The organism is Rhizobium sp. A22-96 (genome assembly GCF_053521805.1).
This window is the reverse complement of sequence record NZ_JBNWDQ010000002.1, coordinates 1,013,501-1,026,845: the sequence shown is the minus strand read 5'-3', so window position 1 is coordinate 1,026,845 and position 13,345 is coordinate 1,013,501. Positions and strand designations below refer to the sequence as shown.

Here is a 13,345-nt window from a genome sequence, read left to right as displayed (position 1 = left end):
TGGCATGGACGGGCTGTGGCACAAGGCTCAGGTGCGGCTACCGGCAATCTTTTCCGAGAGCTTGCCGGCTTCGTCCTGCGCCGAACGATTCGCCGGATAGACTTCCAGAAAGCGCTCCCAGGCCTTCAGCGCCAGCTCGTCGTTACCGTGTTCGGTCAGAATCGCCGCCATGCCGGCCAGCGCGCCGAAATGGCGCGGTTCGATGCGCAGGACTTGATTTATGTCCTCCATCGATTTGCGATAGTCGCCGATAGCGTAGTTGAGCGTTGCGCGCCGATTCCAGCCGTCGACAAAGTCGGGCTTCAGAGAGATAACCTGATCGAGGTAGTCCATGGCGGCGGCATTGCGCTTCTCTTGAATGGCCTTGTCGGCCCATTGCATCAGGAGATTTATGGTGGCGCTGCCGGAATCGCCGAGCTGTGTGTTGATCTGGTCGGCGATTAGGCTCGCCTGATCCGGGTCACGCTGGCGTTTGAGCGCCGTGAAGAGATTGTCGAGCTGTTGCCTGGGCGACAGGCTTCCCGAAGAGTCTCCGGGATCTTTTCGTTCGACGACGCTCGGCTCGTCCGCCATCGCCACATGGGGCGCGGTAGCACTCAGAACAAGGAGAATCGGCAGGGCTAGATATGACAAAGCAAAAACGCGCATGGCGGGCATAGTAGCCCGCCAATGTCGAAGATCAAACCAAATTTGATGCGATCAACTAAAACTGAGCGCCTGATCCATAGATATCAGGCTACGCGTCAATCAGCCCTGACGAGCCTTGAAGCGCGGGTTCAGCTTGTTGATGATGTAAATGCGGCCCTTGCGGCGAACCAGACGGTTGTCACGGTGACGCGCCTTGAGCGACTTGAGCGAATTCTTGATCTTCATTTTTTTGATCCGCGATGTTCGAGGGGGAATGTCACATTCGCCCGTATCTTTTAACAATCAAAAGCGCGCTCGGGGCGCGCTCTTTAGGGTGGGGAGCAAATAACCTGTCATACTGGGCCTGTCAACCATCTCAGGGCTTTTTCCCACCAGTCTTAACCAAGAAGCTGGGTAACATGGCCCATCTTGCGACCGGAGCGAGCTTCGGTCTTGCCATAGAGATGCACGAATGCGCCGTCAAGGCGCAGCCATTCCGGCAGTGCCAGTATATCGTCGCCGATCAGATTCGTCATGACGCAGTCCGAATGGCGTTGAGGATTTCCGAGCGGCAGACCGGCGACGGCGCGGATGTGCTGCTCGAATTGCGAGATGACGCAGGCAGCCTCTGTCCAGTGGCCGGAATTGTGGACGCGCGGCGCCATTTCATTGGCGATGAGGCTGCCATCGGAAAGAGCGAAGAACTCGATGCCGATGACGCCGACATAGCCGAGCGCCTCCAGTATTTTCCTCGCTGCCTCGCGCGCCGCCGCAGCTGTTTCATCGGAAATAGCTGCGGGGAGGGTGGAGGTGTGGAGGATGCCGTCTCTATGCACGTTCTCGGCTGGATCGTAACAGGCGATCGTTCCATCGATCCCGCGCGCGGCGATGATGGAAATCTCGCGCTCGAAGGATACGAAGCTTTCCAGAATAAGCGGCACGCCGCCCAGAGCGGCATAGCCACCGGCCGGGCTGTCGGCAGCCGAGCGGTAGACGCGTTGGCCCTTGCCGTCATAGCCGAGGCGGCGGGTCTTCAGCACGCCCTGACCACCGAAATCGGCAAGCGCGGCTTCAAGATCGGCCTGGCTGTCGACGGCATGGAAGCGTGCGGTCGGAATGCCGCAATCATTGATGAAGCACTTCTCGGTCAACCTGTCCTGCGCCATTTCCAATGCCTTCGGCGGCGGATAGACGGGCACCTCCAGCGCAAGCTTTTCTGCGGCGGTGACCGGAACGTTCTCGAACTCGTAGGTCACGACGTCGCAGCGCTTCACCAGTTCGGAGAGTGCTGTCGCGTCGTCATAGGCGGCAACGATCTGTTCGTTCGCCACTTGCGCTGCCGGACAGTCGATCTGCTCTTCGAGGATGATGGTGCGGAAGTTGAGGCGCGCAGCCGCCATGGCCAGCATGCGGCCGAGCTGGCCGCCGCCGATAATGCCGATCGTCTTCTCGGTCATAGGTCGTCCATTGGATATTCGGCTACGGCAGCGCTCTGGCGGGCGCGCCATTCGTCGAGACGGTCGGCGATCTCTTCATCGCTGAGCGCCAGTACGGCGGCGGCAAGCAAGGCAGCATTGACTGCGCCGGCTTTGCCGATCGCCAGCGTTCCGACGGGAATGCCGGCCGGCATCTGTACGATGGAGAGAAGACTGTCCTGTCCAGAGAGCGCGCGGGATTGTACCGGCACGCCGAAGACCGGCAGCGGTGTCATCGAAGCGGCCATGCCTGGCAGGTGGGCGGCGCCGCCAGCCCCGGCAATGATGACCTTGAAACCCTCTTCCCTGGCGCCCTTGGCGAAGCTCATCAGCCGATCGGGCGTGCGGTGGGCGGAGATGATGCGCGCATCATAGGTGATTTCAAGCACTTCGAGAGTGTCCGCGGCATTCTTCATGGTCTCCCAGTCGGACTGGCTTCCCATGATGATGGCGACAGGCGGTCTTTCAGTCATCATCGGCGCGTTGTGCTCCTCAAGCAATGATGTCGGGGATAATCTGGTCTTCCAGCTTGGTCAGCTTGTCCTTGATGACGAGCTTTTTCTTTTTCATGCGCTGGATGCGAAGGGCGTCGCAGCCCGTCTGAATCATGGCGTTGATCGCGGTATCGTAATCTTCGTGTTCCTGACGCAGCCGCGCCACGATCAGCCTGATTTCCGCCTGTTCCTGATCGGCCATGCTCATTTCCCCAGCATCTCGCGGAATCGCAGTCATTCCGCCTCATGAATCCCGCAAGCTCCTATCATCAATTGGCGATAACGGGAAGTTATCCTTCATCACGAAATTGCCGCCCATAGGCCACGTTTTCGCCTTCGACAACAGCTTGTTATTATGGCACAGTGGGAGGGTTGACACCTAGGGCCTTGGCAACTGGATGGTCAGGGCGCTCAAAGAGGAAGGAAGGGTCATAATGACTGTTCAAGCTCATCTTGAATCGCTCGAAAAGAAACATGTCGCTCTTGAGGAGGAGCTGCATGTTGCACTGACGTCTCCCTCTATCAATGATATCACGATAGCCGATATCAAACGCAGGAAGCTGCGGGTTAAGGACGAAATCCAACGTCTGCGTTCGCCTGTTCACTGATCGCAACGCTTCCAAAAATCAAAAGCCATCGATCCTGGCTGACGATAAGGGCCGACCGAAAGGTCTTCAGGCAATATGCCGGCCGGGATCGATGGGCATCTCCGCCAAAAACGGATGCGCCAGCTTCATAGCGTCGAGAGTGGGGGTTGGCGCAATTTTCCCGGAAAATTCCAAGTCATGCTTATGGGCTTTTCAGCTCCAGAATTGATCAAGCCATAAATTGAGCTTGTCAAAGCCGCGACTGTTGACCGCGTATATGCGTTTCGTGCCTTCGTTGGTCACGGAAACCAGATTGCTGTCGAGCAATGCCTTGAGGTGCTGTGACACGGCCGGGCGGCTGATAGGCAGGCCCTGCGCCAGTTCGTTGACCGTTTTGGGTGCGCGGCGCAACTCTTCCAGCAAATAGCGCCGGTTCGGATCCGCGATGGCTGCGAAAGGGTCCATGGTCGACATGGCGAAAAGCTACGTCAAACGCCAGGGTGCGGCAAGTTAATTGTGCGGTGCAGGATATATTGTGCAATAGGGCTGGTTGCAGACGACTTGGCGCTCCGACCTTTGCCTTCCCCGGGCCAGTTTCGGTCACTGCCCCTTGTCAGACTGGGCTAACGGATTTACTCACGATTGTCGAACCGGTGCGTCATCCCTGACGATGGAGCCCGAAACCATGGAAGATCGCATGACCGTGCCCGAAGATCGTTGCCGCCTCGTTCTCATCGTTCCCGATATCACTGATATAGAGGAGCAGGCGAAGGTCGTTGCCGATGCACTCAGAGGCGGCGACGTCGCCTCGGTCATCATCCCTCAATATGGATTGGATGATGGCACGTTTCAGAAACATGCGGAAAAGCTGGTGCCGATCGTTCAGGCGGCGGGTGCAGCTGCCTTGATTGCCGGCGACAGCCGCGTGGCCGGTCGGGCCAAAGCCGACGGCTTGCATATGACGGGCAACCTCGCCGAGTTTACGGACGCCGTTGAGAAGTTCGTGCCGAAATTGATCGTCGGTGGCGGCAGTGCGACCGAAAGACATACCGCGCTTGAGATCGGCGAGCTTCGACCGGACTATATTTTCTTTGGCAAGCTGGACGGAGATATCAAGCCCGAAGCGCATCCGAAGAACCTAGCGCTTGGCGAATGGTGGGCATCGATGATCGAGATCCCTTGTATCATCATGGGCGGCACCGATCCGAAATCGGCGTTGGAGGTGGCTTTGACCGGAGCCGAATTCGTCGCCTTGCGCGCGGCGGTCTTTGCAGAGCCCGCGAGCGCGCCTTCCATCGTTGCCGAAGTGAATGCACTTCTCGACGAAAAAGCGCCACGGTTTGAGGATTGATAGCGATTTATGTCGTCAAAGCCTCGATTCCGCCATCAATCCTTTTTTGCCGCGCTCGCAATGGGGCTTGTGGCATTTCCGGTGCTGGCTGCAGCACAAGCGGCAACCGGTGATACGTCGCTGCCTGGCGTCACGACACCGGGGGATAAGGGCGCGGCGCAGACTGGCGACAATGGAAAATCCGACGATTCAGCCGTGCCGGACGAGGGCGCGCCGCCTGCGAACCAAAGCATCGTAACGCGGCCACTGGGCGCCGATGCCAGCACCTTCAAGACCGAAAAGATTCAGCCGGGTGCCGAGCCCAAGCCCGACGGCGATATCAAGCCGTCCGAAGGCGTCGGTGTATTCGAGCGCATGGGCGCGAAACTGCCAGACCTGCCGCCGGAAAAATCCTTTACCGGCAAGGTCGACGATGCCTATGGCGCCTTTCAGCGCGGATATTACCTGACCGCGTTTCAGAGGGCCCTGCCGCGGGCGCAGCTCGGCGACCCCTCTGCGCAAACGTTGATTGCCGAGCTGATGACTCAAGGGCTGGGTGTGAAGCGTGACACCAAGGACGCCGCCTTCTGGTACAGCAAGGCAGCCGAGGGTGGCGATGCGACCTCCATGTTCAAATACGCGCTGATCCTGATGGAAGGGCGCGACGTGCCGCGCGACCAGAAGAAGGCGGACGAATGGATGAGGAAGGCAGCTGCGGCGGGACAGGCTTCTGCCGAATTCAACGTCGCACAGATGCTGACCGCGGAAAATCCCGGGCTGAAGGGACTGCAGCTGGCGCTTCCCTATTATGAGAAATCCGCCGAACAGGGCATTGCCGATGCGCAATATGCGGTCTCGCAGCTCTACCTCAATCTTCCGGACCTGCCGCCGGAAAAGAAGTCGCGGGCTCGCGAATGGCTATCGCGCGCGGCCAATGCCGGCTTCGATACAGCGCAGCTCGACATGGGTATCTGGCTGATCAACGGTACCGGCGGCAAGCAGGACCTCGAAAACGGCTTCAACTGGATGCGGGTGGCCGCCTATCGCGGCAATGTCGTCGCGCAAAACAAGCTGGCGCATCTCTACATCAATGCGATCGGCACCAAGCAGGACCCGGTGGCCGCAGCCACATGGTATGTCATTTCGCGACGCGCCGGATTGAGGGATCCGGACCTTGAGGACTTCTATCAGGGTATCGAGGATTTCCAACAGAAGGCCGCCATCGACGCCGCCAATAAATATCGTCGGGCGCACTGACACTGGGTCTGAAACCGGTCTTATTGAGGGTGGTGCAGCGTCAGTTTGCATGCGCCATCGCCTCGCCACTTGAAATTCCCCCGATTTTATGGTCTTGAGGCCGCCAATCTTTTATGTGCGCTGACGCTCCCGCTCCGCCGGGGCCTGATTTCGGGTCCGGTCAGCACCTTCTGCATTACCCAAGGAAATTCGATGGCCCGTTCAGCTCTTCTCAATGTCATGGTTCAGGCTGCCCTCAAGGCAGGCAAGTCGCTCAGCCGCGATTTCGGCGAGGTGCAGAACCTGCAGGTTTCTGTGAAGGGACCGGGCGATTTCGTCAGCCAGGCCGATCTCAAGGCGCAGAAGATCATCCGCGACGAGCTGCTGAAGGCCCGTCCGACCTATGGTTTCCTTGGCGAAGAAGGCGAAGAGATCAAGGGAACGGACGGCGCGCATCGCTGGATCGTCGATCCGCTCGACGGCACGACCAACTTCCTGCACGGCATTCCGATGTTTGCCGTATCGATCGCGCTGGAGCGCAATGGTGAAATCGTCGCCGGCGTTACCTTCAATCCGGCGACGGATGAGCTTTACACGGCCGAGCGTGGCGGTGGCGCGTTCCTCAACGATCGCCGCTTGCGGGTTGCCTCCCGCCGCGTGCTGTCGGATTGCGTTATCGGCTGCGGCGTTCCGCATCTCGGACGCGGCAATCACGGCAAATTCCTCGTCGAGTTGCGCCACGTCATGGGTGAGGTTGCCGGTGTTCGCCGCGTTGGTTCCGCGTCACTTGATCTCGCCTATGTGGCGGCCGGCCGTTTCGACGGTTTCTGGGAAACGGGCCTGTCTCCCTGGGACATGGCGGCAGGGATCCTGCTCATTCGTGAAGCCGGCGGCTTTGTCTCCGACTTCAATGGCGGAACTGATATGCTGGACACCAGCTCGATCATCTGCGGCAACGAGCATATCCAGAAGGCGCTTGCCGAAGTCGTCAAGCGGCCGATCCCGGCAAAGTAAAGCCGTCTTTCACTGTCTTTCACACAGTAAAACAGTCTGTTGCCAACGGGCTGTTTTGTGCTTTCCGTCTCTTCAATTCGGCGCAATGTTGCTCTAGTCTCCGCTGCGGAAAATGCGGCGGCGGAGCGTATGATGGAAAATGTGAAACTGGCGGATCTGGGATCGACAGACAATGTGTCGGGCAGTTACGCCTACAAGCTCTCAAGCCCCATGGCTTTCTTCTGGACGATGGTGCTTTTCCTGATCATCGTCGGCTTCATCGTCGCCATCTTGTTCCGGCAGGCTCAGGTCGCCTTCCTGCATAATCCGGGTCTCAACGGCCTGATCCTCGGTGTTCTTGCCGTCGGCATCCTCCTGGTTTTCAACCATGTGCTGATGTTGAGGCCCGAAGTTCGCTGGTTCAACCATTTTCGCGCCGTCGGAAATGCCGCCGACAAGGTCGGCCGCAATCCCCGGCTTCTGGCGCCGATGAGCGCATTGCTTGGCAACCGCCGCGCCATGCAGCTGTCGACCGCGACCTTGCGCTCCATTCTCGACTCGATCGCCACGCGCCTCGACGAATCGCGCGATACCTCGCGCTATCTCATCGGCCTTCTCGTCTTCCTCGGTCTGCTCGGCACCTTCTGGGGTCTGATCGGTACGATCGGCTCGATCAACGACGTTATCCAGGGCCTCGATGCCGGCACAGGCGACAGCGGCGATATTCTGAGCGCGCTGAAGTCCGGCCTCTCCGGCCCGCTTGTGGGCATGGGTACGGCGTTTTCGTCTTCGTTGCTCGGCCTTTCCGGCTCGCTGATCCTCGGCTTCCTCGATCTGCAGGCCGGGCGCGCGCAGAACCGTTTCTACACGGAACTTGAGAACTGGCTTTCTTCGGTTACCGATGTCGGCTCGGATCTGGCGCCCGTCATGAGTGGCAGTGCCGACGGGGCCTCTTCGGAGGATGTGCGGGCACTGTCGGATTATCTGCGCAAGATCGCAGACGAGGGCGGTGGACAACGTTCGGTGACGGCAATGGCGAACCTTGCCGAGGGTATTCAGGGCCTGGTCAAGAACATGCGTAACGAGCAGCAGATGCTGCGCGACTGGATCGAAGCGCAGCAGGAAGAGGCGAAATCGATGCGTCGGACGCTCGATCGCCTTGCCGATCGCATCGGCCATGCCGAGAAGACCGGGAGCAAATAACCCATGGGGCTCGCCCGCAACCGACGTCACCAGAGAACGGTGGACTATTGGCCCGGCTTCGTCGATGCGCTGTCGACATTGCTGATGGCGATCATGTTCCTGCTGACGGTTTTCGTCGTCGGCCAATTCATTCTAAGCCGCGAGATTTCCGGCCGTGACGAGGTGCTCACCCGGTTGAACAGCCGCATTAACGATCTTGTCGAGCAGCTGGCACTGGAAAAGAACGGCAAGCAGGATCTCGAGGATACGGTTGCCAATCTGCAGGCTTCGCTTTCGTCGGCAGAGAGCGAGCGTTCGCGCCTGCAGGCGTTGCTTTCGGCGGGTTCGGGCAGCAGCCAGGCGGCCGAGGCGCGCGCAGGCACGCTCTCGCAGCAGCTTGACGAGCAGAAGCAGGCAAGTGCCCGGGCCCTGAGCCAGGTCGATCTTCTCAACCAGCAGATTGCCGCTCTGCGCAGCCAGATCGCCGCAGTCGAGGCCGCGCTTCAGGCGTCGGAGTCCAAGGATCAGTCGTCGCAGGTGAAGATTGCCGATCTCGGGCGGCGCCTGAACGTGGCGCTGGCCCAGCGTGTGCAGGAACTGAACCGCTATCGCTCCGACTTCTTCGGCCGGTTGCGCGAAATCCTTTCCGACCGCGACAATATCCGCATCGTCGGTGACCGCTTCGTGTTTCAGTCGGAAGTGCTGTTCCCCTCAGGTGCCGCGGATCTCAATCCGGCCGGTCAGGCGGAAATGGCCAAGCTTGCTGCGGCACTGATCGATCTTGCCAAGGAAATCCCACCTGAGATCAACTGGGTGCTGCGTGTCGACGGCCATACCGACAATGTGCCGCTGTCGGGCAGCGGACGTTATGCGGACAACTGGGCGCTCTCCTCGGCGCGCGCCATTGCCGTCGTGAAGTTCCTGATTTCGCAAGGCGTTCCCGCCGACAGGCTCGTCGCCGCCGGCTTCGGCGAATTCCAGCCGATCGCACCCGGCGATACACCTGAGGCACGCGCCACCAACCGGCGCATCGAGCTGAAACTGACGGAGAAATAGGTCGTCAGCATCCAGGTGACGTGACAGCATCAAGGCGTGCCTGCAGAAATTGCCGCACTGCATTGCTGTCGCTCAAGCCTATTGCCGTTCTGTAGGCCGCAATGGCACTTTTGGTATCTCCGAGCTCGGCCAGCAGATGCGCCCTCACGGCCCAATAGGGTTGGTAGCTGTTGATCTCGCGCTCGGCCATCTGGTTCAGATACTGTAATCCTGCGGTTGCACTTTGCGCTCGGCCAGTGACAGCCGCGTGGCTGACGCGGGCGCCGATTGTCGGTTTCATCATCACGAGCGCCTCATAGAGCTTGGCAAGGGCCGTCCAGTCGGTGATACCAGAGCGTCGTCGGTCGGCATGTACGGATTGAATGGCGGCCTGGCACTGGAACGGGCCGAATTGGCCGAATGCTCCGGCCTGTCGCAACAGCCTGTCGGCCTCGGCGATCATCTCTGCATTCCAGAGAGCCGTATCCTGCTCGTCGAGGGGGACATACTGTCCCGCAGCACCCCGCCGCGCCTCGCGCCGCGCCTCGCTGTAGAGCATCAGCGACAGCAAGCCAGCGACTTCCGGTTCCTGGGGCAGGGTTGCCAGCAGGGTGCGGCCGAGCCAGATGGCTTCGTCGGCGAGGGAGCCTTGCTTGCCGCTCTCTCCGTCGACCCCATCCCAGCCGAGCCCGTAAGCGGCATAGATTGCCGAGAGCACACTCTCCAATCGGTCTGGCAAGGCGGGTCGGTCCGGAACGATGAAAGGGATGTGTGCATCGCGGATCTTGATTTTTGCCCGCACCAGCCGCTGGCTCATCGCCTGCGGCGAAACGAGGAAGGCCTTGGCTATGGTTGCGGCATCCACGGCCAATACCGATTGCAGCATCAGCGGAGTGTGAGCCGAGCGATCCAAAGCCGGATGGGCGCAGACGAAGAGGAGCTTCAAGCGCTCATCTGGAAAGGTGGAATTGTCGGCATTCATGCGTTCCTCCGCTTCTTCGAAGGCCATCATGATCCTGTCGCGCGCTCCGGCCCTGACGTTCTCGTGCCGCACCCGGCGAAGGAGGTTACGCTTGGCTGCAACCAGCAGCCAGGCTTCCGGATTGTCGGGGATGCCGCGTTCCGGCCAGGTACTCAATGCTGCCGCGATCGCGTCAGACAAAGCATCCTCGGCGGCCGGCACGTCGCGGAAGCGTGCGGCGAGAAAAGCAATCAGCTTGCCGTAGGATTGACGCGCCGCTTGCTCGGCGGCGCGTCGGGCATCCAATATCATGATGGCTACATCTGCAATCGTGGCCGTATCTCGACCGAGCCTTCCTGGGAGATCGGTATACGCAAGGCCCATTCCAGTGCGGCATCGAGATCCGGCACGTCGATCAGATAGAAGCCGCCGAGCTGCTCCTTACCGTCAGGGAAGGGGCCGTCCTTTACCTCGTGGTCCTCGCCCTGGCGCCGGACGACCGTTGCCGTTTCCGGCCGCGTCAGTCCAGCGCCGCCGGTCATGATGCCGGCCTGGACGAGTGCCTGCGTGTAGGCAACCCAGCCGTTCTTGTAGGCCGGGTCCTCGCGGCGGTTAAAGTCCTCGGGCGATTCTCGGATGATCAAAGCATATTGCATGAGACAACTCCCACTTCCTCTGTTGATGGTAGCCGGGCAGGCGCAATGCCTGAAAATGCAATTCTAGACTATGCGGGCTTGCCGGCGAAACGACTTTGGGCCGCTTCGATAGAATGAGCCGCGAGACGGGGGGAATTCGACAGATATGGGAGGATTTCTTGAAATTTATTGTCCAACAAACAAAACGGCCGGCACACCCAAAGGCGACCGGCCGGTCTTTATAGCAAATGCTTGGCGCGAAACCTCAGGCGGTCGCGATGGTCTGGTCGTCGATGACGGCGCCGCCAACGTGAGCCTTGATCGATTCGATAGCATGCAGAGCAGAAGCTTTCGCCTTGTAGCCTTCGGACCCGAACATGGTTTCGCCGTTCGAGGCTTTGAAGCGGAAGCGAAATTCTCCAGCCTTGTCCTTGTAGACTTCAAATTTATACATGGTTCTCGTCTCCTAGATTCGCGTCAGCGTGGGATAACGCTGAAAATCTAGCGCAACTTCGAACTTATTTCCACAAGGTTGTATGCGGTCCGACTTAACCCGGTTTACGCTATTTTGCGATGAGCATGCGCTCCTCGATGCCGGCGTCGAATTGCAGGCGCGCTAGCTTCGCATAGATGCCGCCATGACGGATCAGGCTTTGATGCGTACCCTCCTCGACAATGCGACCGTGATCCAGCACCAGGATGCGGTCGGCCTTCAGCACCGTCGCGAGACGATGGGCGATGACGAGGGTGGTGCGCGTTTCCATCAGACCTTCGAGTGCCTTTTGGACGAGAGTTTCACTCTCGGCATCGAGAGCCGATGTGGCCTCGTCGAGCAGGAGGATCGGTGCGTTCTTGAGGATGGCCCGGGCAATGGCGATGCGCTGGCGCTGGCCGCCGGAAAGCGTCACACCACGTTCGCCCACCTGCGTGTCGTATCCTTGTTCGAGGCGTGCGATGAATTCGTCTGCCTGCGCGGCGATCGCGGCGGCGCGGACCTCCTCGCGGGAGGCGCCGGGGCGGCCGAAGGCGATATTGTCGTGGATCGAATTGGCGAAGATCGTCGTGTCCTGGGGCACGATGGCAATGCGCTCGCGCAATGCCTCGGGCAGAACCTGGCTGATATCGACGCCGTCCACGGCGATACTGCCCTGCTGCGGATCATAGAAGCGCAGCAACAGCGAAAAGATTGTGCTCTTGCCGGCGCCCGAGGCGCCAACGATCGCGACCGTTTCGCCTGATGTGACCGAGAAGGATAATCCGTGCAGCGCCGATCTGCTCGGCCGCGACGGATAGGAGAAGTGGACGTCGGAGAATTCGACGTGACCATGCGGCGCCGGCAAAGGCAGCGGATTGGCCGGGGCGGCGATCGGGGAGACTTCGGCAAGCAGCTCGCCGAGCCGATCGGCAGCACCTGCTGCCTGCGACAGCTCGCCCCAGACTTCCGACAGCGAGCCGAGCGAGGTGCCGGCGATGACGGAATAAAGCAGGAACTGGCCGAGCGTTCCGGCGGACATCGTGCCGGCAAGCACGTTTTCCGCGCCGACCCAGAGAACGGCGACGATGCTGCCGAAGACCATGGCAATGGCAAAGCCCGTCAGCAGCGAGCGGGATTTAATCGCGGCGCGGGCCGCCTCGTAGGCATCCTCGACCGCCGCGCCATAGTGCTGCGAAGCGGCATCCTCGCCATTATAGGCCTGTATGGTGCGGTTGGCCGCGATGGTTTCATTGGCATAGGCCGATGCCTGCGCCAGCGTATCCTGCGCGGCGCGGGAGCGTTTGCGCACCGAACGGCCGAAACTCACCAGCGGCAACACGATGATGGGGATTGCGATCAGCACGATGCTCGACAGTTTCGGGCTGGTGAAGATCATCATCACCATGGCGCCGAGACAGAGGATGAGATTGCGCAGCGCCACCGAAGCCGTCGCGCCGACTGCCGACTTGATCTGCGTCGTATCCGCCGTCAGCCGCGAGACGATCTCGCCGGACTGGTTGACGTCGAAGAAGGAGGGCGACAGCCGTGTCACATGATCGAAGACTTCACGGCGCAGATCGGAGACGATGCGCTCGCCGATCGTGATGACGAAGTAGTAGCGCAGTGCGCTCGCCGCAGCCAGAATGAGCGCCATGGCCATGATGGCGATGAAATAGCTGTCGATCAGGCCGCGATCGGCGGCATCGAAGCCGTGATCGATCATGCGCCGCACGGCGATCGGCAGAGCGAGCGAGGTGACGGCGGCGATGACCAGCGCAATGATAGCGCCTGCCACCATGCCCCGGTATCTCTTGAGATAGGGTGTCAGTCGCCCAAGGGGTCGGATAGACCTGTTTGTTTTTTCTTCTGCGCGGCCAATTTCCGACAAGTCTTCTCCAATCCCCATATCAGCAAGGGACTTGACGTTTTCGCCCCTTGTTATCCCTGCTGCCTTCATGTATAGGCACGCCATCTTAATTGGAAGCCGTGGCCTAACCGGACTGCGGCTTCATTTATTCAATCGGTTCGGTTGCCGCAATGCCTTGCGACAAATGGACCCTGCCATGACAGGAAGATTGTTATGAAGGCGAACATCCATCCCGACTACCACACCATCAAGGTAGTCATGACCGACGGCACCGAATATGAAACCCGCTCGACCTGGGGTTCTGAAGGCGCTGTCATGAATCTCGAAATCGACAGCAAGTCCCATCCGGCCTGGACGGGCGGCAATCAGCAGATGATGGACCGTGCCGGTCGCGTTTCGAAGTTCAACAAGCGCTTCGGCGGTCTCGGCATCTAATCGCATCGCGATT

17 protein-coding genes are annotated in these 13,345 nt (G+C 59.9%); 7 read left to right on the top strand and 10 right to left on the bottom strand.

The window, feature by feature from the left end; genetic code table 11:
• Positions 1 to 27: 27 nt before the first annotated feature.
• From ACQZ6F_RS11475 to ACQZ6F_RS11455, 5 genes are all read right to left on the bottom strand, one after another.
• Positions 28 to 657 (bottom strand): tetratricopeptide repeat protein, encoded by a 630-nt coding sequence (locus ACQZ6F_RS11475; RefSeq protein ID WP_077469481.1) that lies wholly within the window; start codon positions 655 to 657, stop codon positions 28 to 30.
• A gap of 90 nt (positions 658 to 747) precedes the next feature.
• Complete coding sequence (ykgO, locus tag ACQZ6F_RS11470) at positions 748 to 873, bottom strand: type B 50S ribosomal protein L36 (protein WP_003566454.1); 126 nt, start codon at positions 871 to 873, stop codon at positions 748 to 750.
• Positions 874 to 1,025: 152 nt separating this feature from the next.
• The gene (locus ACQZ6F_RS11465; protein WP_449091756.1) at positions 1,026 to 2,084 is read right to left on the bottom strand and encodes a 5-(carboxyamino)imidazole ribonucleotide synthase; all 1,059 of its coding nucleotides are present in this window, start codon (positions 2,082 to 2,084) and stop codon (positions 1,026 to 1,028) included.
• Positions 2,081 to 2,575 (bottom strand): 5-(carboxyamino)imidazole ribonucleotide mutase, encoded by a 495-nt coding sequence (gene purE, locus ACQZ6F_RS11460; RefSeq protein WP_077469688.1) that lies wholly within the window; start codon positions 2,573 to 2,575, stop codon positions 2,081 to 2,083. The genes ACQZ6F_RS11465 and purE overlap by 4 nt, the downstream gene beginning before the upstream one ends.
• A gap of 19 nt (positions 2,576 to 2,594) precedes the next feature.
• Positions 2,595 to 2,798, bottom strand: coding sequence for a YdcH family protein (locus tag ACQZ6F_RS11455; RefSeq protein ID WP_068400531.1), 204 nt, complete (start codon positions 2,796 to 2,798; stop codon positions 2,595 to 2,597).
• Positions 2,799 to 3,030: 232 nt separating this feature from the next.
• On the opposite strand from ACQZ6F_RS11455, the gene ACQZ6F_RS11450 reads away from it, so the two are divergent.
• Positions 3,031 to 3,204, top strand: a complete 174-nt coding sequence (locus ACQZ6F_RS11450) for a YdcH family protein (RefSeq protein ID WP_077469689.1) — start codon at positions 3,031 to 3,033, stop codon at positions 3,202 to 3,204.
• Between the two features lie 192 nt (positions 3,205 to 3,396).
• Here ACQZ6F_RS11450 and ACQZ6F_RS11445 read toward each other — a convergent pair whose 3' ends face one another.
• Positions 3,397 to 3,657, bottom strand: coding sequence for an ArsR/SmtB family transcription factor (locus ACQZ6F_RS11445; RefSeq protein ID WP_034476040.1), 261 nt, complete (start codon positions 3,655 to 3,657; stop codon positions 3,397 to 3,399).
• A 223-nt stretch (positions 3,658 to 3,880) separates the two neighbouring features.
• On the opposite strand from ACQZ6F_RS11445, the gene ACQZ6F_RS11440 reads away from it, so the two are divergent.
• The 5 genes from ACQZ6F_RS11440 (at position 3,881) to ACQZ6F_RS11420 (ending at position 8,980) form a co-directional block, all read left to right on the top strand.
• On the top strand, positions 3,881 to 4,534 hold the full coding sequence (locus tag ACQZ6F_RS11440) for a thiamine phosphate synthase (RefSeq protein WP_077469690.1): 654 nt from the start codon (positions 3,881 to 3,883) through the stop codon (positions 4,532 to 4,534).
• Positions 4,535 to 4,543: 9 nt separating this feature from the next.
• Positions 4,544 to 5,770 (top strand): tetratricopeptide repeat protein, encoded by a 1,227-nt coding sequence (locus ACQZ6F_RS11435; RefSeq protein ID WP_449091757.1) that lies wholly within the window; start codon positions 4,544 to 4,546, stop codon positions 5,768 to 5,770.
• A 192-nt stretch (positions 5,771 to 5,962) separates the two neighbouring features.
• Complete coding sequence (locus ACQZ6F_RS11430; protein ID WP_449091758.1) at positions 5,963 to 6,763, top strand: inositol monophosphatase family protein; 801 nt, start codon at positions 5,963 to 5,965, stop codon at positions 6,761 to 6,763.
• 132 nt (positions 6,764 to 6,895) lie between these two features.
• Positions 6,896 to 7,945, top strand: a complete 1,050-nt coding sequence (locus tag ACQZ6F_RS11425) for a flagellar motor protein MotA (RefSeq protein WP_449091759.1) — start codon at positions 6,896 to 6,898, stop codon at positions 7,943 to 7,945.
• Between the two features lie 3 nt (positions 7,946 to 7,948).
• Positions 7,949 to 8,980, top strand: coding sequence for a peptidoglycan -binding protein (locus ACQZ6F_RS11420; RefSeq protein ID WP_449091760.1), 1,032 nt, complete (start codon positions 7,949 to 7,951; stop codon positions 8,978 to 8,980).
• A 4-nt stretch (positions 8,981 to 8,984) separates the two neighbouring features.
• Here ACQZ6F_RS11420 and ACQZ6F_RS11415 read toward each other — a convergent pair whose 3' ends face one another.
• The 4 genes from ACQZ6F_RS11415 to ACQZ6F_RS11400 all read right to left on the bottom strand — a co-directional run bounded on the left by ACQZ6F_RS11415 (position 8,985) and on the right by ACQZ6F_RS11400 (position 12,918).
• On the bottom strand, positions 8,985 to 10,232 hold the full coding sequence (locus ACQZ6F_RS11415; RefSeq protein ID WP_449091761.1) for an RNA polymerase sigma factor: 1,248 nt from the start codon (positions 10,230 to 10,232) through the stop codon (positions 8,985 to 8,987).
• 5 nt (positions 10,233 to 10,237) lie between these two features.
• Complete coding sequence (locus tag ACQZ6F_RS11410) at positions 10,238 to 10,576, bottom strand: YciI family protein (protein WP_449091762.1); 339 nt, start codon at positions 10,574 to 10,576, stop codon at positions 10,238 to 10,240.
• Between the two features lie 244 nt (positions 10,577 to 10,820).
• Positions 10,821 to 11,009 carry a YegP family protein gene (locus tag ACQZ6F_RS11405; protein ID WP_068400257.1) on the bottom strand — a complete coding sequence of 63 codons (189 nt, stop codon included), beginning with the start codon at positions 11,007 to 11,009 and terminating at the stop codon, positions 10,821 to 10,823.
• A gap of 109 nt (positions 11,010 to 11,118) precedes the next feature.
• On the bottom strand, positions 11,119 to 12,918 hold the full coding sequence (locus ACQZ6F_RS11400; protein ID WP_449091763.1) for an ABC transporter transmembrane domain-containing protein: 1,800 nt from the start codon (positions 12,916 to 12,918) through the stop codon (positions 11,119 to 11,121).
• A 192-nt stretch (positions 12,919 to 13,110) separates the two neighbouring features.
• Between ACQZ6F_RS11400 and rpmE the strand changes: the two genes are divergently transcribed.
• Positions 13,111 to 13,332, top strand: coding sequence for a 50S ribosomal protein L31 (gene rpmE / locus ACQZ6F_RS11395; protein WP_034503571.1), 222 nt, complete (start codon positions 13,111 to 13,113; stop codon positions 13,330 to 13,332).
• Positions 13,333 to 13,345 lie beyond the last annotated feature (13 nt).

Bases quoted from the DNA above. Each gene is read 5' to 3' on its own strand.
- ACQZ6F_RS11475 (WP_077469481.1), bottom strand. From the start codon at position 657: ATGCCCGCCATGCGCGTTTTTGCTTTGTCATATCTAGCCCTGCCGATT.
- ykgO (WP_003566454.1), bottom strand. From the start codon at position 873: ATGAAGATCAAGAATTCGCTCAAGTCGCTCAAGGCGCGTCACCGTGAC.
- ACQZ6F_RS11465 (WP_449091756.1), bottom strand. From the start codon at position 2,084: ATGACCGAGAAGACGATCGGCATTATCGGCGGCGGCCAGCTCGGCCGC.
- purE (WP_077469688.1), bottom strand. From the start codon at position 2,575: ATGACTGAAAGACCGCCTGTCGCCATCATCATGGGAAGCCAGTCCGAC.
- ACQZ6F_RS11455 (WP_068400531.1), bottom strand. From the start codon at position 2,798: ATGGCCGATCAGGAACAGGCGGAAATCAGGCTGATCGTGGCGCGGCTG.
- ACQZ6F_RS11450 (WP_077469689.1), top strand. From the start codon at position 3,031: ATGACTGTTCAAGCTCATCTTGAATCGCTCGAAAAGAAACATGTCGCT.
- ACQZ6F_RS11445 (WP_034476040.1), bottom strand. From the start codon at position 3,657: ATGTCGACCATGGACCCTTTCGCAGCCATCGCGGATCCGAACCGGCGC.
- ACQZ6F_RS11440 (WP_077469690.1), top strand. From the start codon at position 3,881: ATGACCGTGCCCGAAGATCGTTGCCGCCTCGTTCTCATCGTTCCCGAT.
- ACQZ6F_RS11435 (WP_449091757.1), top strand. From the start codon at position 4,544: ATGTCGTCAAAGCCTCGATTCCGCCATCAATCCTTTTTTGCCGCGCTC.
- ACQZ6F_RS11430 (WP_449091758.1), top strand. From the start codon at position 5,963: ATGGCCCGTTCAGCTCTTCTCAATGTCATGGTTCAGGCTGCCCTCAAG.
- ACQZ6F_RS11425 (WP_449091759.1), top strand. From the start codon at position 6,896: ATGGAAAATGTGAAACTGGCGGATCTGGGATCGACAGACAATGTGTCG.
- ACQZ6F_RS11420 (WP_449091760.1), top strand. From the start codon at position 7,949: ATGGGGCTCGCCCGCAACCGACGTCACCAGAGAACGGTGGACTATTGG.
- ACQZ6F_RS11415 (WP_449091761.1), bottom strand. From the start codon at position 10,232: ATGATATTGGATGCCCGACGCGCCGCCGAGCAAGCGGCGCGTCAATCC.
- ACQZ6F_RS11410 (WP_449091762.1), bottom strand. From the start codon at position 10,576: ATGCAATATGCTTTGATCATCCGAGAATCGCCCGAGGACTTTAACCGC.
- ACQZ6F_RS11405 (WP_068400257.1), bottom strand. From the start codon at position 11,009: ATGTATAAATTTGAAGTCTACAAGGACAAGGCTGGAGAATTTCGCTTC.
- rpmE (WP_034503571.1), top strand. From the start codon at position 13,111: ATGAAGGCGAACATCCATCCCGACTACCACACCATCAAGGTAGTCATG.